Raw genomic sequence first — 23,764 nt, 5'->3', positions numbered from 1 at the left:
TGGAGCTTGAAAAGATTTTTCATATGGAAAAAAATCATGAATATGATAACTACGTATGTCGTTTGAAAGAAACAGGAGGAGAAAAGGACAATGCTTGAGCAAGTCATTCTGTTTACAATTTTAATGGGTTTTTTAATTAGTGTTCTGCTCTCTCCGATTCTTATTCCGTTTTTAAGAAGATTAAAATTCGGCCAGAGTATTAGAGAAGAAGGACCGAAATCACATCAGAAAAAATCAGGGACACCGACAATGGGCGGGGTTATGATTATACTTTCTATCATAGTGACAACTATTGTGATGACACAGAAGTTTTCAGAAATAAGCCCCGAAATGGTGCTGCTTCTGTTTGTTACGCTCGGCTATGGATTGCTTGGCTTTTTAGATGATTACATCAAGGTTGTCATGAAGCGCAACCTTGGATTGACATCAAAGCAAAAGCTGATCGGCCAAATTATTATTGCAGTTGTATTTTATGCGGTGTACCATTACTACAATTTTGCGACAGATATTCGCGTTCCTGGAACTGACTTATCATTTGATCTAGGCTGGGCTTACTTTATTCTGGTGCTCTTTATGCTTGTCGGCGGATCAAATGCAGTTAACCTGACTGACGGCCTTGACGGCTTATTATCCGGTACTGCGGCGATTGCCTTTGGTGCCTTTGCCATTCTGGCATGGAATCAGTCTCAATATGACGTAGCGATTTTCTCAGTGGCCGTTGTCGGCGCAGTTCTGGGCTTCCTTGTATTTAATGCTCATCCGGCCAAAGTGTTTATGGGAGATACGGGATCGCTTGCATTGGGAGGAGCCATCGTTACCATTGCCATTTTAACGAAATTAGAGATCCTGCTGGTTATCATCGGCGGTGTATTCGTTATTGAGACATTATCTGTTATTCTGCAGGTCATCAGCTTTAAAACGACAGGTAAACGAATTTTCAAAATGAGTCCGCTTCATCACCATTACGAGCTTGTCGGCTGGTCTGAATGGAGAGTAGTCGTGACGTTTTGGGCTGCGGGACTGTTGCTTGCCGTTTTAGGAATTTACATCGAGGTGTGGTTATAAGTGAAAAATGATCAATTTATACAGAATCAGCATTTTTTAATCCTTGGGCTTGCGAAAAGCGGGTATGCGGCGGCCTCCATTCTTCATGAAAAAGGCAGTTATGTTGCAGTCAATGACCAAAAGCCTTTTGAAGAAAACGAACCGGCACAAAAGCTCTCTGAAAAAGGAATCGAAGTGGTTTGCGGAGAGCATCCAGTTTCTCTGTTCGATCAGCATCAAATCACGATTCTGATCAAAAACCCGGGAATTCCTTATGAAAACATTATGGTTCAGGAAGCAGAGAAAAGAGGCATTCCGGTCTGGACGGAAATTGAGCTCGCTTACTACCTGACAAACGCCAAGTTTATCGGAATTACCGGATCGAACGGTAAAACAACCACGACAACGCTGATTTACGAAATGCTCAAAGCTGACTCGCAAAAAGCACTGATTGCCGGAAACATCGGCACAGTCGCAAGTGAGGTTGCCTATCATGCTGATGGGGACGAATGGATCGTTACTGAACTGTCTTCGTTCCAGCTGATGGGAACACACGCTTTCAGACCGGAAATCAGCCTGATTTTAAATGTATTTGACGCCCATTTGGATTATCACCATACACGGGAAAACTATGAAAAAGCGAAACAGAAAGTGTATCTTCATCAGACTGCCTCAGATAAAGCCATTGTCAACCAAGATGATGACACGGTTGTGCGTCTTGCTGAAGCTGGAAAAGCTGAAATGATCCCATTTTCAGCCAGCAAAACGCTTGAACAGGGTGCTTACGTAAAAGACAGTATGATTATGTTTAACGGCGAAGCCATTCTTCCTCTGGAAGAGGTTGTCCTGCCCGGCGCTCATAACCTGGAGAACATTTTAGCAGCGATTGCAGTTGTGAAAACGGCAGGTGCGTCCAATGAGGCGGTTAAAAAAGTGCTGACAAGCTTTACTGGCGTGAAGCACCGCCTCCAATATGTGACGACAGTGAATGGCCGCAAATTTTATAACGACAGTAAAGCAACAAACATTTTGGCGACAAGCAAGGCGCTTTCAGCTTTCGATAAGCCGGTCATTTTGCTTGCGGGCGGACTGGATCGCGGAAATGGTTTTGATGACTTGAAACCTTATATGAAACATGTCAAAGCAGTGCTTACATTTGGCCAGACGGCGCCAAAACTTGAGAAACTCGGCAATGAGCTGGGAATACAACATGTCAAACGTGTCGATAATGTTGAACAAGCAGTATCTGCGGCGTTTGCGATCTCAAATGAAGGAGATGTCATCCTGCTCTCACCCGCGTGTGCGAGCTGGGATCAATTCAAAACATTTGAAGAACGCGGTGACATGTTTATAGATGCCGTGCATATGCTTAAGTAAGGGCTTGTCTTGAAGTAATCGGCAGCCCTAATGACTTTAAGCTTGGGGTGTCGATTGCTTTGACTACTAAAAAAACATCGCCTGATTTGTTATTGGTCATCATTACGTTATTATTATTAACAATCGGATTAATTATGGTGTACAGTGCGAGTGCGGTATGGGCGGATTATAAATTTGATGACTCATTCTTTTTCGCGAAACGGCAGCTTTTGTTTGCGGGAATCGGCGTCATAGCTATGTTTTTTATCATGAATGTCGATTATTGGACTTGGAGGACATGGTCCAAATTGCTGATGGTTATCTGCTTTTTCCTTCTGGTGCTTGTTTTGATACCGGGCGTCGGAATGGTGCGGAACGGTTCAAGAAGCTGGATCGGAGTCGGAGCATTCAGCATACAGCCTTCAGAGTTTATGAAGCTTGCGATGATTGCATTCCTTGCTAAATTTCTCTCTGAAAAACAAAAAAACATCACATCGTTCAGACGGGGGTTCATCCCTGCACTTGGCATCGTGTTTTCAGCATTTTTGATTATTATGTGCCAGCCTGACCTCGGAACGGGGACAGTAATGGTCGGAACTTGTATTGTCATGATTTTTGTAGCCGGCGCGCGGATCGCCCATTTCGTCTTTCTCGGGCTGATCGGCCTCAGCGGATTTGTCGGGCTCGTACTATCGGCTCCATATCGGATTAAGCGGATTACCTCATACTTAAATCCATGGGAAGATCCGCTCGGAAGCGGATTTCAGATCATTCAATCGCTTTATGCAGTGGGGCCCGGCGGATTGTTCGGAATGGGACTCGGACAAAGCAGACAGAAGTTCTTTTATCTGCCTGAGCCGCAAACAGACTTTATTTTCGCCATCTTGTCAGAGGAGCTGGGCTTTATCGGGGGAACACTTATTTTGCTCCTCTTCAGCGTCCTGCTTTGGAGAGGAATCAGAATTGCGCTTGGTGCGCCTGATCTGTACGGAAGCTTTGTCGCAGTCGGTATTATTTCAATGATTGCCATTCAAGTCATGATCAATATCGGCGTAGTCACGGGCCTGATTCCGGTAACAGGCATCACGCTCCCGTTTCTGAGCTACGGAGGCTCTTCATTGACTCTGATGCTGATGGCTGTCGGGGTGCTGCTGAATGTAAGCCGCTACTCGAGGTATTAACGAATGTTTTGCCTAGCGCCCTGTCTAACAGGAAGCTAGGAAACAATTGATGCGATAACCCTGTCCAACAAAACAGGGTTATCGTTATGTTATAGAGAAACTTAGACTGGGGGAAAAGATATGCGAATTGCAATAAGCGGAGGCGGTACAGGGGGACATATTTATCCCGCGCTTGCTTTTATTAAAGAAGTGCAAAGACGTCATCCTAATGTAGAATTTTTATATATCGGGACAGAAAACGGGCTGGAGAAAAAAATTGTTGAGCGGGAGAATATACCGTTTCGATCAATTGAAATTACAGGATTTAAAAGAAAGCTGTCATTTGAAAACGTCAAGACTGTGATGCGTTTTCTAAAGGGCGTCAAAAAGAGCAAATCGTATTTAGCGGAATTTAAGCCCGATGCTGTGATTGGAACGGGCGGTTATGTATGCGGGCCGGTGGTCTATGCCGCTGCGAAAATGGGAATTCCGACTATTGTCCATGAGCAAAACAGCCTGCCGGGCATCACAAATAAGTTTCTTTCAAAATATGTTAATAAGGTAGCGATTTGTTTTGAAGAAGCAAAATCACATTTTCCTAGTGAGAAAGTTGTATTTACGGGAAACCCGAGAGCTTCTGAAGTCGTCTCAATAAAGACGGGCCGATCAATGGCTGAATTTGGGCTTTCTGAAGAGAAAAAAACCGTTTTAATCTTTGGCGGAAGCAGGGGCGCAGCACCGATTAACCGCGCTGTCATTGAGATGCAGGATGCGTTGAAAACAAGAGACTACCAAGTGCTGTATATCACCGGTGAAGTTCACTATGAAAAAGTAATGAATGAGCTGAAAAGCAAGGGTGCAGCTGATAATATGGTCACAAAGCCGTTTCTTCATCAAATGCCGGAGTATTTAAAGGCCATTGATGTCATTGTGGCCAGAGCCGGTGCGACTACGATTGCCGAAATTACTGCTCTTGGAATTCCAAGTGTTCTGATCCCGAGTCCATACGTGACAGCGAACCACCAGGAGGTCAATGCGAGATCTCTCGGCCAGCATGATGCGGCGATTGTACTGAAAGAAACAGAGCTCAGCGGGGAGAAGCTGATTGAAGCGCTAGACCGGATTGTACTGAATGAGCAAACGTTAAAGGAAATGAGCGAACGAACAAAGTCACTCGGTGTTCCTGACGCGGCTGCCCGTCTATACAGCGTACTCGAGGAATTGAAAAAATAATAGAAAAGCAAATGGAATGCGGAGGTTTACGATGGAGAAAGTGATACAGGAATTAAAAGAACGCGAAGTCGGCAAGGTTCTTGCAAATGAACCGCTCGCGAATCATACAACAATGAAAATCGGCGGACCTGCGGATGTATTGGTCATTCCAAGCAGTGTAGATGCTGTTAAAGACATCATGGACGTGATTAAAAAATATGATGTGAAGTGGACAGTCATCGGACGCGGATCAAATCTTCTTGTTTTAGACGAAGGAATAAGAGGCGTAGTGATTAAGCTGGGCGCGGGTCTTGACCACTTGGAGCTTGAAGGGGAACAAGTAACAGTCGGAGGCGGTTATTCAGTGGTCCGCCTTGCTACATCATTGAGCAAAAAAGGCCTGTCCGGTTTGGAATTTGCTGCCGGCATTCCAGGATCAGTCGGCGGCGCGGTTTATATGAATGCCGGCGCTCACGGTTCTGATATGAGCGAGATCCTCGTCAAAGCGCACATTTTATTTGAAGACGGTACGATTGAGTGGCTGACAAATGAACAGATGGATTTCAGCTACAGGACATCTGTACTGCAAAAGAAACGTCCGGGCGTTTGCCTTGAAGCTGTTTTGAAGCTGGAGCAGAAGGATAAGGAATCAATCGTTCAGCAAATGCAAAGCAATAAAGACTATAGAAAAAATACACAGCCGTATTCAAGCCCATGTGCGGGAAGCATCTTTAGAAATCCGCTTCCGAATCATGCCGGGAACCTTGTTGAAAAAGCAGGCTTGAAAGGATATCAAATCGGCGGTGCAAAGATATCGGAGATGCACGGAAACTTTATCGTCAATGCGGGGGGAGCATCAGCAAAAGATGTACTTGATCTTATTGACCATGTGAAAAAGACAATCCGTGAAAAATACGAGATTGATATGCACACAGAGGTTGAAATCATCGGCGGAAATCGCTGATTCAAGTTCTGACTGAAGCTGTTCATATGATATACTGTAAGCAAACGACAAACGGCATCATAGCATGCCGTTTGTTTTGGAATAGACAGACTTTTAACAGCTGTTTCATTTGAATGAGGTGAACAGGCAATGAACCCGGGTCAAGACCGAGAAAAAATCGTTAACATTGAAGAGCGGATCCCTAAAATTAAAGAGCAGAGGAAACAGAAGGCAAACCGCCGTCTCATTTCATTTATTATGCTCTTTTTTATTATGGTGCTGGTCATTGTGTACCTGCAAACGCCAATCAGTAAAGTATCAACAATCTCTGTTACTGGGAATGAAAATGTATCTAAAAAGGAAATTATCGACCTTTCCGATATTAACAGCGGAGATACTGAGTTTTGGAGTTTGGACAAGCAAAAAACAGAAAAGAAGATTCAGCAAAATAAATTAGTGAAAAAAGCGGAGATCAGCAAATCGCTTCCTAATAAAATCAACATTGCAATCGAAGAATATAAAGCGATTGCTTATTTAGAAAAAGACGATGTGTACTATGAAGTGCTTGAAAACGGCTCAGTTCTGCCAAATGAAGTAACGCCGGATGATGCCGGGCCGATTTTGGTCAATTGGACAAACGCGAAGAAACGCTCTCAAATGGCCAAGCAGCTTGATGAGCTGTCAAATTCGCTAAAACAGTCGATTTCAGAAATTTATTATACGCCTGTAAAAATGGATGAAAACCGTATTAAGTTGTACATGAACGACGGTTATGTTGTCACCGCGTCTATTAAAACCTTTGCAGATCGAATGAAGACGTATCCTTCTATCATTTCACAGCTTAGCAGCAATAAAAAAGGAATTATTCATTTAGAAGTTGCCACCTATTTTGAAGAGTTCGGAAAAAACGATAAAACTGCCAAAAAGGAAGATGAAAATTGAGGGGCAAATCAGCAGTCCTTCTTTCCTTGATTATGCTTATTGCAGGCTTTTTGATTTCATTTTCTTTTCAAATGACAAAAGAAAACAACAAAAGCGCGGCTGAGACGGAAGAGTGGAAAAAAGAATATGCACTGAGAGATGAACTTCTGAAACAAGAGAAAGAAAATAGGAAGCTTGAAAAAGAATTATATCAAAAGCAAAACAAAGTCCGCCAGGCGGAAAATAAGCTGAAGAAAGAGAAGACGGAATACTATAACGTCCTCGAAGATACAGAAAAATACAGGATGTATATTGGGGAAGTCGGTGTGCAGGGAGAAGGCGTTGAGGTGACATTGGAAGATGCGTCATACATACCGGAAGGGGAGAATGTGAACAGTTATATCGTTCACGAAAGCCATATCTTCCAAGTGGTAAACGAACTGTATATCTCGGGAGCAGCTGCCGTCGCCGTAAATGGACAGCGGTTGACGCATGATTCTTATATCAAGTGCAATGGTCCTGTTGTAACGGTAGACGGGGTGCAGCATCCCGCTCCGTTTACGATATCTGCTATTGGAGATCCGGATGTCCTTCTGCCTTCGTTAAATATCGCAGGAGGCCTGATCGATCAGCTGTCACTGGATCATATTTCTGTTTCGGCAGAAAAAGAGAAAAACGTACAAATGAAACCGATTCTGAAAACGAAGGAATGACTGAAAAAGCGGGTGAAACAGATTGAAAATAAAGCGTTCCTTCATAAGCATCAGTGTGCTTATGGTCATCTTCGGCCTGATGATTTCTGTTCAGTTTAATTCATTAAAACACCCTCAAGTCCGGGATACAAGAGATATGTGGGACATTAGGGAAGAGCTGACATCAGAGCAGAAGAAGCAGGAAAAGCTGCTGGCTGAAATAAACAAATATGATAAACTGCTGAATAGCTATTCGCAAACGAAAGAAATGACAAAAGAAACCGCGCTCAATAATACCTTGCAAACCTTAAAAAAAACAGCCGGCATGACCGATATAACAGGTAGCGGAATTGTCATCACTATTTCCCCGCTTTTTTCTGAAAGCTTAACAGGAGAGGCGATCGAAAATCCGCCTCCGGATTTGCTGAAAAAGCTGATGAATGAACTCAACTTCTTCGGTGCAGAGCATATCTCAATTAACGAGCGAAGAGTTGTGAATCATACAGTCATCAGAGATATCAACGGCACAACAAAAATAGACGGGTACGCTCTTGACGATTATCCTTTAACAGTAAAAGTGCTTGCCAAAGATCCGGACATGTTGTACAGCAGGGTGAAGGGGTCAGGCCTTGAGGATCTTTTTGCATCTGAAAATTTAGCATTAAAAGCCGGTAAATCTGAAAGCAAACTAACATTAAAAGCATATGACAGACCATTAGACGTACAACAGCTGAAACTGCTTAAAGACTGAAAAGGAGGAGAATTGTCATGTGGCTGCCCGTATTGGGACTGGTGCTCGGAATAGCGATTGGACTGATGACAAACTTAACGATACCGAGTGAATACTCAAACTATTTATCGCTTGCGGTGCTTGCAGCACTTGATACATTAATCGGCGGAATCAGGGCGCATTTACAAGGTACATATGATGAAATGGTATTTGTTTCCGGTTTCTTTTTTAATATTATATTGGCAATAAGTTTAGCTTTTCTGGGAGTCCATCTTGGTGTAGACTTGTATTTAGCAGGTATATTCGCTTTTGGAGTCAGATTATTTCAGAATATAGCCGTTATCAGAAGAAATCTACTAACAAAGTGGACTCTTTCTAAAAAAAATAAAAAAAATGTGATATAAAAGAGGATATACATAGGATATAACGAATATTTTCAATAAACATAAAATGTGAATAGCACATAAAAATATTCTGTTGTTATTTTTTGTTACACACTTGTAAAGCCACATTCATTGTATTGTTGTTCCGCAAATAATAGAATAGAAATGATCGAAATGTGAGGAGGTGCCATAGAATGAACAACAATGAACTTTACGTCAGTCTTGACATCGGTACGTCCAATACAAAAGTGATCGTCGGAGAAATGACAGATGATTCCCTTAATATTATCGGTGTGGGAAATGTACCGTCTGAAGGGTTGAAAAAAGGCTCAATCGTTGATATAGATGAGACCGTTCATTCTATAAGAAAAGCGTTTGACCAAGCTGAAAGAATGGTAGGTTTTCCGCTTAGAAAAGCTATTGTCGGCGTTAATGGAAATTATATCAATATTCAAGATACAAACGGCGTTGTAGCAGTTTCCAGTGAAAATAAAGAAATTCAGGTTGAAGATGTACGCCGTGTCATGGAGGCGGCACAGGTTGTTTCAGTACCGCACGAACAGCTGATTGTCGACGTCATTCCTAAACAGTTTATCGTAGATGGAAGAGATGAAATCACCGACCCGAAAAAAATGCTGGGTGTGCGTTTAGAAGTAGAGGGCACCTTGATCACCGGTTCAAAAACAATCTTACATAATTTACTCCGCTGTGTTGAAAGAGCTGGTATTGAAATAACTGATATTTGTCTTCAGCCGCTGGCAGCCGGTTCTGCTGCATTATCAAAGGACGAGAAAAACCTTGGTGTGGCTCTCATTGATATAGGGGGAGGGTCAACAACCATTGCCGTATTCCAGAACGGACATCTCACTTCTACCCGTGTCATTCCTCTCGGAGGCGAAAATATCACCAAAGATATCTCCATCGGATTGAGAACGTCAACAGAAGAAGCAGAACGCGTGAAAAAACAATTTGGACATGCCTACTATGACGAAGCCTCGGAGGATGAAGTATTTGAGGTAACCGTTATAGGCACCAATCAAAAACAAACATTTACACAGCAAGAAGCAGCGAATATCATTGAAGCGAGAGTAGAAGAAATTCTTGAAATTGTTTCAGAAGAGCTTCGCAGTATGGGAATTACCGATCTGCCGGGAGGCTTCGTGCTGACAGGAGGACAAGCGGCAATGCCGGGTGTCATGTCTTTGGCACAGGATGTGCTGCAAAATAACGTCAGGGTGGCAAGCCCGAATTATATCGGTGTAAGAGATCCTCAATACATGACGGGAGTGGGCCTGATCCAATTCGCCTGCCGGAATGCAAGAATCCAAGGCAGAAAAATAGGCTTTAAGATGCCTGAAGAAGCGATACAGGAAATCGCAGTCTCATCATCTGAGGAACAAGAGCAGCATCATCATCAAAATGAGGTGCAGCAGCGGCCAAAAGGAAAACAAAAAACACAAGCCGAACATAATAAACAGAGCAAAATGAAAAAACTATTAAGCATGTTTTGGGAATAGATAGATAGTCATTCGGCAGATTAGGAGGATTTAGCATGTTGGAGTTCGAAACAAACATAGACGGCTTAGCATCAATTAAAGTAATCGGAGTAGGAGGCGGCGGTAACAACGCCGTTAACCGAATGATTGAAAATGAAGTGCAAGGAGTAGAGTACATCGCGGTAAATACGGACGCTCAAGCTCTTAACCTGTCAAAAGCAGAAGTGAAAATGCAAATCGGCGCAAAGCTGACTAGAGGATTGGGAGCAGGTGCGAATCCGGAAGTCGGAAAAAAAGCCGCTGAAGAAAGCAAAGAGCAGATTGAAGAAGCGTTAAAAGGCGCTGACATGGTATTCGTGACAGCTGGTATGGGCGGCGGAACAGGAACAGGTGCCGCACCGGTTATCGCACAAATCGCGAAAGACTTAGGCGCATTAACAGTCGGAGTTGTAACAAGACCGTTTACCTTCGAAGGACGCAAAAGACAGCTTCAGGCTGCAGGCGGAATCTCGGCAATGAAAGAAGCGGTGGATACACTGATTGTGATCCCGAACGACCGTATCCTTGAAATTGTTGATAAAAACACACCGATGCTTGAAGCATTCCGTGAAGCGGATAACGTACTCCGTCAAGGGGTCCAAGGTATTTCTGACTTGATTGCTACACCTGGTCTTATCAACCTTGACTTTGCTGATGTGAAAACGATCATGTCAAACAAAGGATCTGCTTTGATGGGTATCGGTATTGCTACCGGGGAAAACCGTGCGGCAGAGGCAGCGAAAAAAGCCATTTCCAGCCCGCTTCTTGAAGCGGCCATTGACGGTGCGCAAGGCGTTCTCATGAACATCACTGGGGGAACAAACCTCAGCCTATATGAAGTTCAGGAAGCAGCAGACATTGTCGCTTCGGCGTCTGATCAAGACGTAAACATGATTTTCGGTTCTGTTATTAATGAAAATCTAAAAGATGAGATTGTGGTGACAGTGATTGCAACGGGCTTTATTGAACAAGAAAAGGACGTGACGAAGCCTCAGCGCCCAGGCTTAAATCAAAGCATTAAAACACACAATCAAAGTGTTCCAAAGCGTGAGCCCAAACGTGAGGAGCCTCAGCAGCAGAACACAGTAAGCCGTCATACTTCACAGCCGGCTGATGATACGCTTGACATCCCGACATTCTTAAGAAACCGTAATAAACGCGGCTAATGTAAAGGACAAAATCGTTTTCGATTTTGTCCTTTTTGTTTTTCTCATCAAACTTTCTTCTTATATAGCCTTTTTCCCTATTACCTCCTTCGTTTAGTAATAAAATGGATGAATAGACCTATTTATTTTCGTGACAATTTTATCATTTTCATATATATGGAAATTAGCTGACATGAAACGACAATATCTGTAATTTAGATTGTCTACAGTTAACATACAGCGATGTTCTGACAAACCATTCATTTTTAAAAGGAGGGACGACATATTTTTTACAAAGCATGTTGAAAAAGGGGGATGAAAATGAGGAAAAAAACGAAAAACAGACTCATCAGCTCTGTTTTAAGTACGGTTGTCATTAGTTCACTGCTGTTTCCGGGAGCAGCCGGGGCAAGCAGCAAAGTCACCTCAGCTTCTGTTAAAAAGGAGCTTCAAACTGCGGAATCCATTCAAAACAAGATCTCGAGTTCATTAAAGAAAAGCTTTAAAAAGAAAGACAAAACGACCTTTCTGATTAAATTTAAAGATCAGGCCGACACAGAAAAAGCGGCAAAAGCGGCTGTTAAAAAAGCGAAATCGAAGAAGCTGTCTGCGGCTAAAACGGAATATCAAAAGCGCTCTGCCGTTGTGTCATCTTTAAAAGTCACAGCCGATGAATCCCAGCAAGACGTCCTAACATACTTGAACACCCAGAAAGATAAAGGAAATGCAGACCAGATTCATTCTTATTATGTGGTGAATGGGATTGCTGTTCATGCCTCAAAAGAAGTTATGGAAAAAGTGGCGCAGTTTCCCGAAGTGGAAAAAGTGCTTCCTAATGAGAAACGGCAGCTTTTTAAGTCATCCTCCCCATTTAATATGAAAAAAGCGCAAAAAGCAGTTAAAGCAACTGACGGTGTGGAATGGAATGTCGACCAAATCGATGCTCCAAAAGCCTGGGCGCTTGGATACGATGGAACTGGTACAGTTGTTGCGTCCATTGATACCGGTGTGGAATGGAACCATCCGGCATTAAAAGAGAAATATCGCGGATATAACCCTGAAAATCCCGATGAGCCTGAAAATGAAATGAACTGGTATGATGCTGTAGCAGGCGGGGCAAGCCCTTATGATGATTTGGCTCACGGAACCCATGTGACAGGTACGATGGTGGGATCTGAGCCCGATGGAACAAATCAAATCGGTGTAGCGCCTGGCGCAAAATGGATCGCTGTTAAAGCGTTCTCGGAAGATGGCGGCACTGATGCTGACATTTTGGATGCTGGTGAATGGATTTTAGCACCAAAGGACGCAGAGGGCAACCCTCACCCGGAAATGGCTCCTGATGTTGTCAATAACTCATGGGGCGGAGGCTCAGGACTTGATGAATGGTATAGAGACATGGTCAATGCCTGGCGTGCGGCCGACATTTTCCCTGAGTTTTCTGCGGGGAATACAGATCTCTTTATTCCTGGCGGGCCTGGATCTATCGCAAACCCTGCAAACTATCCGGAATCGTTTGCAACTGGAGCGACTGATATCAATAAAAAGCTCGCTGACTTTTCTCTTCAAGGGCCATCTCCATATGATGAAATAAAGCCGGAAATATCTGCACCGGGCGTAAATATTCGTTCATCCGTTCCCGGTCAGACATATGAGGACGGATGGGACGGCACATCAATGGCAGGGCCGCATGTATCGGCTGTTGCTGCACTGTTGAAACAGGCGGATGCCTCACTTTCTGTCGATGAGATGGAGGATATATTAACCAGCACGGCTGAACCGCTGACAGATTCAACATTCCCTGATTCTCCGAATAACGGATATGGCCATGGTTTGGTGAACGCTTTTGATGCTGTATCCGCTGTCACAGATGGGTTAGGCAAAGCAGAAGGACAAGTTTCTGTAGAAGGGGATGATCAAGAGCCTCCTGTCTTCCAGCATGAGAAAGTGACAGAAGCGTATGAAGGTGGCAGCCTGCCGCTGACTATAACAGCTGAAGACAATGTGAGTGTGACATCTGTAAAACTGTCCTACAAGCTTGATCAAGGTGAATGGACAGATGTAACGGCTAAACGAATCAGTGGTGATCATCTAAAAGGAACGTATCAGGCAGAGATCCCAGACATAAAAGGAACTAAGCTAAGCTATAAGTGGATCATTCAGGATTTTGGCGGACATATGGTTTCGTCTGACATATATGATATAACAGTGAAACCAAGTATTACGGTGGGATATAAGCAGGATTTTGAAACTGCAGCCGGCGGCTGGCTTGCAAGCGGAACAAATAATAACTGGGAATGGGGCGTTCCGTCAACTGGCCCAAATTCAGCAGCATCCGGAGAAAAAGTATATGGAACAAATCTGGCGGGGAATTATGCCAACTCGGCAAACATGAACCTTGTTATGCCTCCTGTTAAAGTTCCTGATTCAGGAAGTCTGTTTCTTCAATTTAAAAGCTGGCACAATTTAGAGGATGACTTTGATTACGGCTACGTTTTTGTTCTGCCTGAGGGAGAAAAGAATTGGAAGCAGGCCGGTGTTTATAATGGAAGGACATCAAGCTGGACGAATGAAGAAATTGATTTATCGGCTTATAAAGGCCAAAACATTCAAGTGATGTTTAACCTACAATCAGATGAAAGTATTAACAAAGAGGGCTGGTACATTGATGATGTAGCGCTTTCTGACAAATCAGCCGGAAAAACAGCCAAAAAGAATAAGCTGGGCGTCCAAAAGCCGTCTGGAAAACAAAAGAAAAAGGCAGTAAATCCGAAAAAAGCAAAGCCATCTCAACATACAGCTGTAAAAACCGAGAGTAAAGCTATACAGCCGCAAGTTTTGCCGCTCAGGGCACAAGTCAGTGTAGTGGAAACAGGAAAATCAACATATTCCGATCAATCCACAGGGCGGTACACGCTGACGCACAAAGCGGGAGACTATACGCTTATTGCAGAAGCATACGGTTATCAATCGAAAACACAAAAAGTGTCTCTGCAGGCGGACCAGACGACACAAGCTAATTTTACGTTAGAAGAAATGAAGAAGGGCACATTAAAAGGTACGGTTATCAATAAAACGACAAAAGAGCCGGTAAAAGGCGCTTCCATTTATGTTGTAGAGGATGCTGCGGTTGAACCGGCTACGACGAACGACAAAGGTGAATATACGCTCGAGGCCTATGAAGGCTCTTATACGATTAAAGTCGCTGCACCGGGTTATTACAGCGATGAATTTTCCGTTGAGTTAAAAGGTAATGTTACAAAAGAAACTGCATTGAAGCCTTTCGTTGGTTATCCAGGTGAAATTGCATATGATGACGGGACAGCCGAGAATGCCAATTCTTATTTTGCTGCCGGGAACGGATGGGCGGTAAAAATGACGCTGGCTGACGGCAAGGACAAAGGCATGCTTACAGGAGGGCTGTTTAGATTCTGGGATACAGAGTTCCCAGATCCAGGCGGTACAGAGTTTAAGGTTGAGGTATACGATGCTACAGGAAAAGGCGGAGCACCGGGCAAGAAAATTGCCGGGCCATTTAACGCTGTAGCTCTTCGCAATGGCGAGTGGACTAAGGTAGATCTCAGTTCAAAAGGGATTATGGTCGATAAAGACTTTTATCTCGTATATATCCAGTCGAAACCTGACCCGTATTCACCTGGACTGGCAATGGATGAAACCGGCAAGAATTCCGGCCGCAACTGGCAGTATATAGGTGGAAAATGGGAGCCGGGTGACGAAGCAGACGGCAACTATATGATTCGCGCATTAGTTGATTACGAAGCTGCTGTGCCTGAGATTACTTCACCGACAGACAAGTCATACACAAATAAGGAGAACGTCACTGTAAAAGGAAAAGCTTCACCTGGTACAACGGTACACATTTATAATGAAGAGAAAGAAGCAGGAGAAACAAAAACTGCCGCGGACGGCACGTTCCAGACAGGCATCACACTCAGCAAGGGCGAAAATAAGCTGACGGCAACTGCATCAACAGATAACGGAGCAACGGATGCCTCCAGCCCAATCACGGTCACGCTTGATCAAGAAAAGCCTGAATTAACACTGGACAATCCAAAGGATGGCGAGAAAACAAATAAAGAAACGCTGACTGTCAAAGGGGCTGTATCCGATGACAATCTGAAAGACGTCAAGGTGAATGGCAAAAAAGCAACAGTAGCTGATGGTTCATACTCAGCCCGTATTCTTTTGGATAATGGAAGAAATGAAATCAAGGTGATTGCTACAGACCTTGCAGGCAACAAAACGACGAAAAAGACAGTCATTGATGTCAACTTTGACAAGCCTGTCATTTCTGGCTTGATTCCGGGAGAGGATAAAAACTTAAAAGCCGGTGAATCTGTGAAAATCGCTTTCTCAAGCGCTGAGGATTTGGATGCAACGTTTATCATTCGTATGCCGCTGACAAATGCAAGAGCGAGTGTGCAAAACGCCACCGAGCTCCCGTTAAGAGAAATTTCTCCGGGGAGATATGAAGGCTATTGGACAGCCACTTCTTCTATTAAAGCAACCGGAGCAAAAGTAGAAGTGATCGTACGAGATGATTATGGAAATGAAACGAGAAAAACTGCGAATGGAAAACTTAATATCAACACAGAAAATTAAGTAGAAAAAAGCTGCCGTCACTGGCAGCTTTTTTTATATCCTCTCATTACACTTCCTCGACAAATTAAGCAGATTTCCCTGAAAAATTGTATTTTCCTCTCAACATTAATTGACAGACTTTCCCACAGAGCTTGCTTTATACTTATGGAGCAAGAAGAGGAACAGCGTGAGGCAAGAAAGAAAGGAGTCAGATGTGAAAATCTATTTAGATGTCATTTGGCTGTTAAACTTTTGTTTTGATGCACTTTTGCTTTTGCTCACGGCATTTATTTTAAAACGGCATGTGAAAAAAAGAAGACTGATAGGCGGGGCGTTCATCGGTTCAAGTATTGTCCTTTTGATGTTTACTCCTTTCTCGCCGATTGTTGACCATCCGGCTGGGAAGCTAGCTTTTTCAGTTGTGATTGTACTGGTGACATTTGGCTTTAAAAGATTTCGCTTTTTTTTTCAAAATTTGTTTTCCTTTTATTTTGCCACTTTTTTAATGGGGGGAGGAATTATCGGAGCTCATTCTTTGCTGCAGTCAAATTCTATTGTTCGAAACGGTGTCATGATTACCAATCAAACAGGGTTTGGAGACCCGATCAGCTGGTTGTTTATTGTTGCTGGCTTTCCAGCATTATGGTTTTTTTCTAAAAGAAGAATCGAAGATATTGAAACAAAAAACATTCAATATGAGGAACGAGTCAGCGTGCAGGCCGATTTGGGCAACCAAACACTTCATGTCAGAGGCCTGATTGATTCGGGCAATCAGCTCTACGATCCTCTTACAAAAACACCGGTTATGATCATTTACGTTGATAAATTGGAGCCGATTTTCGGAGCAGCCGAAACGATGATCATTCGAAACACAGACCCGCTGGAAGCCATCGAACAGCTTGATGATTCATTTCGCTTTTTAGATAAAATGAGGTTGATTCCATACAGGGGAGTTGGTCAGCAAAATCAATTTTTATTATGCGTTAAACCGGACCACGTAACGATTATGACAAAAGAAGAAATGATTTGTGCAGATAAATGCTTAATCGGTATCAGCACAACAAAGCTTTCGGCAGATGGAGAGTTTGATGCGATTATTCATCCGAAAATGCTTTCGGGCAAGGCTGTCAAACACGTTTCATAAAGTTCGCAAATGTCCGTTACTTATCATACTCAAACGGCGGTACATTTAGAAGGGAGAGGAAGATGAAAAAACTAAAATTACGGTTGACGCACCTCTGGTATAAGCTGCTGATGAAACTTGGGCTGAAAAGTGATGAAGTCTACTACATAGGTGGGAGTGAAGCCCTGCCGCCTCCATTGTCTAAAGATGAGGAGCAGGTGTTGTTAATGAAGCTCCCAAACGGCGATCAGGCGGCACGTGCCATTTTAATTGAACGCAATTTGCGCCTGGTCGTTTATATTGCCCGTAAATTTGAAAATACGGGAATTAATATAGAGGATTTAATCAGCATCGGTACCATCGGATTGATCAAAGCTGTGAATACATTCAATCCAGAAAAGAAAATTAAGCTGGCGACCTATGCCTCCCGCTGTATAGAAAATGAAATTCTGATGTATCTGAGGAGAAACAACAAAATCCGTTCAGAGGTTTCCTTTGACGAACCGCTTAATATTGATTGGGACGGCAATGAACTTTTGCTTTCTGATGTGCTCGGCACAGACGATGACATCATCACTAAAGACATAGAAGCTAACGTAGATAAAAAGCTTTTGAAAAAAGCGCTTGAACAGCTTAATGAGAGGGAAAAGCAAATTATGGAGCTGCGGTTTGGGCTTGTCGGTGAAGAAGAAAAAACCCAAAAGGATGTAGCGGATATGATGGGGATTTCACAGTCCTATATTTCACGGCTTGAGAAACGAATTATAAAAAGATTGAGAAAAGAGTTCAACAAAATGGTGTAAAAAATTTTATGGGTAGAACCCCTTGATTTTACAGGGATTTCCTGATTTCGACAGTTTTTCGGCCTGAGTGCAGTGCATATTTTTCCCACCCAAGGAGATACTTAACGGTGTACAGCAGCTCCTGTAGGGAGGGAAAAAAGTGTCAAGAAATAAAGTCGAAATCTGCGGGGTGGATACCTCCAAATTACCAGTACTCAAGAATGAAGAGATGAGAAAGCTGTTTAGGCAGCTGCAGGATGAAGGCGATGATTCAGCAAGAGAAAAGCTTGTAAATGGGAACTTGCGTCTTGTCTTAAGTGTCATTCAACGATTTAATAACAGAGGGGAGTATGTTGATGACTTATTTCAAGTCGGCTGCATCGGACTAATGAAATCCATTGATAATTTTGACCTAAGCCACAATGTTAAGTTTTCAACATACGCAGTACCTATGATTATCGGAGAGATCCGCAGGTATTTACGCGATAATAACCCGATCCGTGTCTCAAGATCACTCCGGGACATCGCTTACAAGGCGCTTCAGGTAAGAGAGCGGTTAATCAGTGAGACAAGCAAGGAGCCGACTGCAGAAGACATCGCAAAAGTTCTTGAAGTACCGCATGAGGAAATTGTATTTGCGCTTGATGCCATTCAGGATCCGGTTTCTCTATTTGAACCGATCTATAACGACGGCGGAGACCCGATTTATGTGATGGACCAAATCAGTGATGAGCGCAATACAGATACACAATGGATTGAAGAGCTGGCTTTAAAAGAGGGCATGAGAAGGCTGAATGATAGGGAAAAAATGATTTTGAGAAAGCGATTCTTCCAAGGGAAAACCCAAATGGAAGTCGCCGAGGAAATCGGAATATCCCAAGCACAGGTGTCCAGACTTGAAAAAGCGGCTATCAAACAAATGAATAAAAATATTCATCAATAATGAAAAGCCTTTAAAACGATTTTGTTTTAAAGGCTTTTCTATTGTTTGCCGACGGTTTACGTTTTGGAAAAAATAAGGTATCCTAGTTTGTACAAAGTTTCAAGAAAATTAAAACAATTACAAAAGGCAATCAAGAGGAGGACCACGATGATTTTGCAGCTTGACAATGTCTCATTAAAACGGAATGGGAAATGGATATTGAGGGATATTCATTGGAAGGTGGAAGAAAAGGAAAATTGGGTGCTTTACGGCCTAAATGGCGCCGGGAAGACAGCACTGTTAAATATGCTTTGCTCTTATTATTTTCCAACATCAGGCGAGATGCAGGTGCTTGGCCATGAATTTGGCAAGACAGAGCTTGGGGAAAAACTCAGACGTAAAATTGGCCTCGTCTCAGCAGCTCTTCAGCAAAAATTGTACCCGGCAGATTCAGCCTTTGAAATTGCTTTGAGCGGAGCTTACGCTTCAATTGGGTTATATGAAACGCCAAGTAAGGAAACCAGGGAAAAAGCGATTGGTTTGTTAGAGGACTTGGGAGCAATTGAATATGCCGACCGTCGCTATGAAACCCTTTCTCAAGGGGAAAAACAAAGAGCATTGATTGCAAGAGCACTAATGGCCGATCCGGAGCTGCTGATACTGGATGAACCAGTCACAGGGCTGGATTTTATTGCCCGGGAAAAGTTGTTAGATACGATTACATACATTGCAAACAAAGAAAATGCACCATCTATCCTTTATGTGACTCATCATGCTGAGGAAATTTTGCCTGTCTTTGATAAAGCTCTTTTATTAAAGCAGGGAGAGGTCTTTGGAGCCGGAGAAATAAAGGAAATGCTTACTGATCAAATACTTTCCGCTTTTTTTGATACGCCAATCCATGTATTATGGAATCAAGATCGGCCGTTTTTAACAAGAGCTGAGCCGATAACGAATGCCTGACAAACACATAGATTCATCCTAGGGGTGCTTTGCGAAGCTGAGAGAGACTTTGTCTCAACCCTTTTGACCTGATCTGGATCATGCCAGCGGAGGGAAGCGGTGAATAAACAGAGTGCATAGGACTCTGTTTGTTTTTATTGAGCCGTTTCATAACATTTGAAACGGCTTTTTATTTTAAGAGTAGGAGCGGATTAGATTGGAACAACAAATAGACTCTTTGCTCAAAAAAGTGGAAGAACAAAAGGAGGAGCTTATTCAGCTGGCAAAAGCGCTGATTTCTTATCAAACACCTGCTCCGCCTGCAAGAAATACAGAGGGGATTCAGTCATGGATTTCGGGATTTTTAAATGAATTAGGATTCTCGATCGACAAATGGGGTGTATACTCTGGAGATCCCAATGTTGTAGGCCAGCTAAAGGGAACTGGTTCAGCAGATTATCATAGCCTGATCATCAATGGCCATGTAGATGTGGCAGAGGTAAAGGAGGATGAGGAATGGGAGCACGATCCATTTCATCCAATTGAAAAAAACGGTCTCTTAATCGGGCGAGGCGCTTCCGATATGAAGGGCGGAATGGCATGTGTGCTGTTTGCTGTCAAATTAATTCGTGAAGCAGGCATTGAACTTCCCGGTGATCTGATTCTGCAATCGGTTATCGGGGAGGAAGTTGGAGAAGCCGGCACGCTTGAATGCTGCAAGAGGGGCTACCACGCTGATTTTGCAATTGTCGCGGATACGAGCGATATGCATATTCAAGGCCAAGGCGGTGTCATTACAGGCTGGATCGAAATCAAAAGCAGTCAAACATTTCATGATGGAACGAGACGAAATATGATTCATGCAGGCGGAGGAACATTCGGAGCAAGCGCAATTGAAAAAATGGCGAAAATCATTGCGGGACTCGGTGAACTTGAGCGCCACTGGTCCATTATGAAACGTTATCCCGGCTTTAAACCTGGCACAAATACAATTAACCCGGCTGTTATAGAAGGCGGCAGACATGCGGCTTTTATAGCGGACGAATGCCGGCTGTGGATCACAGTTCATTTTTATCCGAATGAAACCCATGACCAAGTGGCAGCGGAAATAGAAGATTACGTCAATCGGCTGAGTGACAGTGATATTTGGCTTAGGGAAAACCGCCCCGTATTTAAGTGGGGAGGCTCATCGATGATTGAAGACAGAGGAGAAATTTTTCCGGCATTGGAAGTTGACCCTGGCCACCCAGGCGTCTTAGCGCTTACTGCCTCTCATGAGAAAGTGAAGCGGGAGAGTCCAATTATTGACGTTTCTCAATCGGTTACAGATGGTGGGTGGCTGTATGATGCCGGTATTCCATGCGTGATATACGGTCCTGGCGATCTGCACAATGCACACTCCGTGAACGAGAAGGTATCCATTGAGCAGCTAGTAGAGTATACAAAAATTTTACTCGATTTTATCATCAGCTGGTGCAGCCGGAAAAAAGAACAATGACATGAAAATTTCTTCTTGCTGACAAGGTTCAGCCTGCCCGTTCATATACTTGAACAAAAGGACGGAAAAAGGACGTGATGGAATGATCAGCATTTCAGAATTTCAGGTGAAGGATGTCGTCAATGTCTCAAACGGAAAAAAGCTGGGGAGTATTGGTGATATTGATATCAATGTGACTACTGGAAAAATTCAGGCGATCATACTAGGAGGAAATGGGAAAGTGCTCGGATTTTTCGGAAAAGAAGAGGAATTGGTCATTCCATGGCGAAATATAGTAAAAATCGGGGAAGATGTAATCTTGGTCCGATTAAGTGAACCGCATGCATAAACCTGCTTTTCTGCCGCGGATTGGCAAATGCCGGAAGTCTCGTTTCTTCCGGCACATTTCATTTAGAAATATGCAAATCGGCGCTCAACGAATGCAGAAAGATGTGGTAAAATAAGTGGGAAATTCCGCTTTTTTAAATGTTTGTCGAAAGGTTGGATCATCATGAATACATATCACCCATTTAGTCTTACCACACCCTCGACACTCATGATACAAGACTGGGCTCAAACGAATCAAAACGACAAAGAAGTCATTGCCGGATTTACGACGAAAAACGGCGGTGTCAGCCAAAAGCCTTTTGAATCGTTAAATACAGGATTGCACGTTCATGACAAAGATGCAGATGTAGTTAAAAATCGTGAATATATTGCCGATATGTTTAATACTGATTTGCAGTCTTGGGTATTCGCTGATCAGACACATGATAATCGCGTTCAGAAAGTAACGCAGAGGGATAGGGGAAAAGGCGCCCGTGAGTATCACACAGCGCTAAAAGCAACGGACGGGCTCTATACAAACGAAAAAAATGTATTTTTAGCATTATGCTTTGCTGATTGTGTGCCTCTTTTCTTTTATGATCCGGTTAAATCACTTGTCGGAGTTGCCCATGCCGGGTGGAAAGGCACTGTCAAACAGATTGGCAGAGAAATGGTGAAGCAATGGACTGAGAAGGAAGGTTCAAATCCTTCAGATATTCAGGCTGTTATTGGCCCATCTATCAGCGGAGCATGCTATACGGTAGATGACCGTGTCATGGATGCTGTCCGCGCATTGCCGGTTTCAGCAGACCTTGCCGTTAATCAGACGGCAATGGCACAATATCAGCTTGATTTGAAAGAGCTGAACCGCCTCATACTGATAGACAGCGGTTTGGCAAATGAACAGATTTCTGTCAGCGGTTTATGCACGGAAAGCGAGCCGTCTCTTTTCTATTCTCACCGCCGCGATCAGGGGAAAGCTGGACGGATGATGTCCTTTATCGGAATGAAGGAGGCATAAAGATCTTGCGTGTTGTTGATAATTTACGACATATAAACGAACGAATAAACGAAGCATGTAACAGATCGGGCCGCAGCTCCGATGAAGTTACGGTTATTGCAGTCACAAAATATGTATCACCTGAAAGAGCACAGGAGGCAGTAGATGCTGGCATCACTTGCCTCGGAGAGAATCGGGATGCGGAACTGCTCCGCAAACAGGAATTGATGAAAGGGAATCCGGAATGGCATTTTATCGGCAGTCTGCAATCAAGAAAAGCAAAATCTGTCGTCAATGCGGTTTCTTATATCCATTCCCTAGACCGGCTCTCATTAGCGAAAGAAATTGAAAAACGGGCTGAAGGTACTGTCCGATGCTTTGTGCAGGTCAATACCTCTCTTGAGCCTTCTAAACACGGCATGAAAAAAGAAGAAGTCATTCCATTCATACAGGAGCTTTCCGGTTTCGAACATATCCAAGTGGCCGGACTGATGACAATGGCTCCGCTGACTGATGATCAAGATCAGATCAGAAGCTGTTTCAGGTCGCTGAGAGAACTCCGTGACCAGGTTCAGAAACTGAAGCAGCCGAACGCTCCGTGTACTGAACTGTCGATGGGCATGTCAAATGATTTTGAAATTGCAATTGAAGAAGGGGCTACTTATATTAGAATCGGCTCATCGTTAGTCGGAAATGAAACAGGGGGTGTACAGCAATGAGTATGAAAAATAAACTGAAAAACTTTTTCTCGATGGAAGATGAAGAATATGAATATGAATATATTGAGACAGAGCGGGAATCACATGAGGAGCATGAGCAAAAAGAAAAGCCGGCTTATACCGGGAATAAACCTGCGGGCAAACAGAATGTAGTGAGCTTGCAAAGTGTTCAGAAATCCTCTAAAGTGGTGTTGAGTGAGCCGCGCGTTTATGCGGAGGCGCAGGAAATAGCCGACCATTTGAAGAACCGGCGGGCAGTTGTCGTCAATCTTCAGCGAATACAGCATGACCAGGCGAAGCGGATTGTTGACTTTTTAAGCGGAACCGTCTATGCCATCGGCGGAGATATTCAAAGAATCGGCTCAGATATCTTTCTCTGCACGCCTGATAACGTAGATGTATCAGGCACAATTTCTGAGCTCATATCTGAAGACGAACATCAGAGGTGGTAAAGCGAGATGATCCTTTATCAAGTTTTTTCGGTTTTAAGCTTATTAATCACAATATACTCATTTGCCCTGATCATATACATTTTTATGTCATGGGTGCCGAGTACGAGGGAAACAGCAGTCGGGCGTTTTTTAGCATCGATTTGTGAACCATATCTCGAACCATTCAGAAAAATCATCCCTCCGATTGCAATGCTGGATATTTCACCAATCGTAGCAATCCTTGTGCTTCGATTTGCGACTACCGGCTTGTGGGGACTTTATCGCATGATTGCGTTTTAATGTGACAGTTTGATAGGG

The 23,764-nt window shown here is 43.4% G+C and carries 22 protein-coding genes and 1 riboswitch; all 22 genes read left to right on the top strand.

Going from position 1 to position 23,764, the window contains the following annotated elements; genetic code table 11:
• Positions 1–90 precede the first annotated feature (90 nt).
• The 22 genes from mraY to ACQXR1_RS09725 all read left to right on the top strand — a co-directional run bounded on the left by mraY (position 91) and on the right by ACQXR1_RS09725 (position 23,746).
• The gene (gene mraY / locus ACQXR1_RS09830) at positions 91–1,065 is read left to right on the top strand and encodes a phospho-N-acetylmuramoyl-pentapeptide-transferase (RefSeq protein ID WP_003238695.1); all 975 of its coding nucleotides are present in this window, start codon (positions 91–93) and stop codon (positions 1,063–1,065) included.
• A complete protein-coding gene (murD, locus tag ACQXR1_RS09825) occupies positions 1,066–2,421 on the top strand; it encodes a UDP-N-acetylmuramoyl-L-alanine--D-glutamate ligase (RefSeq protein WP_430772047.1) in 1,356 nt (451 codons plus the stop codon).
• A gap of 59 nt (positions 2,422–2,480) precedes the next feature.
• Positions 2,481–3,581: a stage V sporulation protein E gene (spoVE, locus tag ACQXR1_RS09820; protein ID WP_014663887.1), complete on the top strand. Its 1,101-nt coding sequence runs from the start codon at positions 2,481–2,483 to the stop codon at positions 3,579–3,581.
• A gap of 120 nt (positions 3,582–3,701) precedes the next feature.
• Entirely contained in the window at positions 3,702–4,793 is a 1,092-nt protein-coding gene (gene murG, locus ACQXR1_RS09815; protein WP_151257020.1) for an undecaprenyldiphospho-muramoylpentapeptide beta-N-acetylglucosaminyltransferase, read from the top strand.
• Between the two features lie 31 nt (positions 4,794–4,824).
• Entirely contained in the window at positions 4,825–5,736 is a 912-nt protein-coding gene (gene murB, locus ACQXR1_RS09810) for a UDP-N-acetylmuramate dehydrogenase (RefSeq protein WP_014663889.1), read from the top strand.
• Between the two features lie 129 nt (positions 5,737–5,865).
• The gene (gene divIB, locus ACQXR1_RS09805) at positions 5,866–6,657 is read left to right on the top strand and encodes a cell division protein DivIB (RefSeq protein WP_430772046.1); all 792 of its coding nucleotides are present in this window, start codon (positions 5,866–5,868) and stop codon (positions 6,655–6,657) included.
• Positions 6,654–7,349, top strand: a complete 696-nt coding sequence (locus tag ACQXR1_RS09800; RefSeq protein ID WP_014663891.1) for a DUF881 domain-containing protein — start codon at positions 6,654–6,656, stop codon at positions 7,347–7,349. Before divIB ends, ACQXR1_RS09800 begins: the two co-directional genes overlap by 4 nt.
• Before the next feature lie 22 nt (positions 7,350–7,371).
• A complete protein-coding gene (locus tag ACQXR1_RS09795) occupies positions 7,372–8,079 on the top strand; it encodes a DUF881 domain-containing protein (RefSeq protein WP_041521328.1) in 708 nt (235 codons plus the stop codon).
• 17 nt (positions 8,080–8,096) lie between these two features.
• Positions 8,097–8,462 carry a small basic family protein gene (locus tag ACQXR1_RS09790; protein WP_003238683.1) on the top strand — a complete coding sequence of 122 codons (366 nt, stop codon included), beginning with the start codon at positions 8,097–8,099 and terminating at the stop codon, positions 8,460–8,462.
• Between the two features lie 173 nt (positions 8,463–8,635).
• Positions 8,636–9,958 (top strand): cell division protein FtsA, encoded by a 1,323-nt coding sequence (ftsA, locus tag ACQXR1_RS09785; protein WP_003238682.1) that lies wholly within the window; start codon positions 8,636–8,638, stop codon positions 9,956–9,958.
• 35 nt (positions 9,959–9,993) lie between these two features.
• Positions 9,994–11,142, top strand: a complete 1,149-nt coding sequence (gene ftsZ / locus ACQXR1_RS09780) for a cell division protein FtsZ (RefSeq protein WP_014663893.1) — start codon at positions 9,994–9,996, stop codon at positions 11,140–11,142.
• Positions 11,143–11,442: 300 nt separating this feature from the next.
• Entirely contained in the window at positions 11,443–15,744 is a 4,302-nt protein-coding gene (locus ACQXR1_RS09775; RefSeq protein WP_430772045.1) for a bacillopeptidase F, read from the top strand.
• A gap of 193 nt (positions 15,745–15,937) precedes the next feature.
• On the top strand, positions 15,938–16,867 hold the full coding sequence (gene spoIIGA, locus ACQXR1_RS09770; RefSeq protein ID WP_040083797.1) for a sigma-E processing peptidase SpoIIGA: 930 nt from the start codon (positions 15,938–15,940) through the stop codon (positions 16,865–16,867).
• 62 nt (positions 16,868–16,929) lie between these two features.
• Positions 16,930–17,649, top strand: coding sequence for an RNA polymerase sporulation sigma factor SigE (gene sigE / locus ACQXR1_RS09765; RefSeq protein WP_003221446.1), 720 nt, complete (start codon positions 16,930–16,932; stop codon positions 17,647–17,649).
• Between the two features lie 139 nt (positions 17,650–17,788).
• The gene (sigG, locus tag ACQXR1_RS09760; protein WP_014663896.1) at positions 17,789–18,571 is read left to right on the top strand and encodes an RNA polymerase sporulation sigma factor SigG; all 783 of its coding nucleotides are present in this window, start codon (positions 17,789–17,791) and stop codon (positions 18,569–18,571) included.
• A gap of 147 nt (positions 18,572–18,718) precedes the next feature.
• The gene (locus ACQXR1_RS09755; RefSeq protein ID WP_014663897.1) at positions 18,719–19,513 is read left to right on the top strand and encodes an ABC transporter ATP-binding protein; all 795 of its coding nucleotides are present in this window, start codon (positions 18,719–18,721) and stop codon (positions 19,511–19,513) included.
• Between the two features lie 10 nt (positions 19,514–19,523).
• Positions 19,524–19,625, top strand: a riboswitch (TPP riboswitch).
• A gap of 84 nt (positions 19,626–19,709) precedes the next feature.
• The gene (gene ylmB, locus ACQXR1_RS09750) at positions 19,710–20,990 is read left to right on the top strand and encodes an N-formyl-4-amino-5-aminomethyl-2-methylpyrimidine deformylase (protein WP_430772044.1); all 1,281 of its coding nucleotides are present in this window, start codon (positions 19,710–19,712) and stop codon (positions 20,988–20,990) included.
• A gap of 82 nt (positions 20,991–21,072) precedes the next feature.
• Positions 21,073–21,318, top strand: coding sequence for a YlmC/YmxH family sporulation protein (locus ACQXR1_RS09745; RefSeq protein WP_003232153.1), 246 nt, complete (start codon positions 21,073–21,075; stop codon positions 21,316–21,318).
• Positions 21,319–21,480: 162 nt separating this feature from the next.
• Complete coding sequence (gene pgeF / locus ACQXR1_RS09740; protein ID WP_430772043.1) at positions 21,481–22,317, top strand: peptidoglycan editing factor PgeF; 837 nt, start codon at positions 21,481–21,483, stop codon at positions 22,315–22,317.
• A gap of 5 nt (positions 22,318–22,322) precedes the next feature.
• Entirely contained in the window at positions 22,323–23,015 is a 693-nt protein-coding gene (locus tag ACQXR1_RS09735) for a YggS family pyridoxal phosphate-dependent enzyme (RefSeq protein ID WP_014663902.1), read from the top strand.
• Positions 23,012–23,467 (top strand): cell division protein SepF, encoded by a 456-nt coding sequence (gene sepF / locus ACQXR1_RS09730; RefSeq protein ID WP_014476753.1) that lies wholly within the window; start codon positions 23,012–23,014, stop codon positions 23,465–23,467. The genes ACQXR1_RS09735 and sepF overlap by 4 nt, the downstream gene beginning before the upstream one ends.
• Before the next feature lie 6 nt (positions 23,468–23,473).
• Complete coding sequence (locus ACQXR1_RS09725; RefSeq protein WP_003221463.1) at positions 23,474–23,746, top strand: YggT family protein; 273 nt, start codon at positions 23,474–23,476, stop codon at positions 23,744–23,746.
• The last annotated feature ends 18 nt before the right edge of the window (positions 23,747–23,764 follow it).

It is taken from the genome of Bacillus sp. ATD (genome assembly GCF_050585765.1).
Taxonomy (GTDB): domain Bacteria; phylum Bacillota; class Bacilli; order Bacillales; family Bacillaceae; genus Bacillus; species Bacillus stercoris.
This window is presented reverse-complemented; position numbering and strand designations above follow the sequence as displayed.

Bases quoted from the DNA above. Each gene is read 5' to 3' on its own strand.
- mraY (WP_003238695.1), top strand. From the start codon at position 91: ATGCTTGAGCAAGTCATTCTGTTTACAATTTTAATGGGTTTTTTAATT.
- murG (WP_151257020.1), top strand. From the start codon at position 3,702: ATGCGAATTGCAATAAGCGGAGGCGGTACAGGGGGACATATTTATCCC.
- murB (WP_014663889.1), top strand. From the start codon at position 4,825: ATGGAGAAAGTGATACAGGAATTAAAAGAACGCGAAGTCGGCAAGGTT.
- divIB (WP_430772046.1), top strand. From the start codon at position 5,866: ATGAACCCGGGTCAAGACCGAGAAAAAATCGTTAACATTGAAGAGCGG.
- ACQXR1_RS09790 (WP_003238683.1), top strand. From the start codon at position 8,097: ATGTGGCTGCCCGTATTGGGACTGGTGCTCGGAATAGCGATTGGACTG.
- ftsA (WP_003238682.1), top strand. From the start codon at position 8,636: ATGAACAACAATGAACTTTACGTCAGTCTTGACATCGGTACGTCCAAT.
- ftsZ (WP_014663893.1), top strand. From the start codon at position 9,994: ATGTTGGAGTTCGAAACAAACATAGACGGCTTAGCATCAATTAAAGTA.
- ACQXR1_RS09775 (WP_430772045.1), top strand. From the start codon at position 11,443: ATGAGGAAAAAAACGAAAAACAGACTCATCAGCTCTGTTTTAAGTACG.
- sigE (WP_003221446.1), top strand. From the start codon at position 16,930: ATGAAAAAACTAAAATTACGGTTGACGCACCTCTGGTATAAGCTGCTG.
- ACQXR1_RS09755 (WP_014663897.1), top strand. From the start codon at position 18,719: ATGATTTTGCAGCTTGACAATGTCTCATTAAAACGGAATGGGAAATGG.
- ACQXR1_RS09745 (WP_003232153.1), top strand. From the start codon at position 21,073: ATGATCAGCATTTCAGAATTTCAGGTGAAGGATGTCGTCAATGTCTCA.
- pgeF (WP_430772043.1), top strand. From the start codon at position 21,481: ATGAATACATATCACCCATTTAGTCTTACCACACCCTCGACACTCATG.
- sepF (WP_014476753.1), top strand. From the start codon at position 23,012: ATGAGTATGAAAAATAAACTGAAAAACTTTTTCTCGATGGAAGATGAA.
- ACQXR1_RS09725 (WP_003221463.1), top strand. From the start codon at position 23,474: ATGATCCTTTATCAAGTTTTTTCGGTTTTAAGCTTATTAATCACAATA.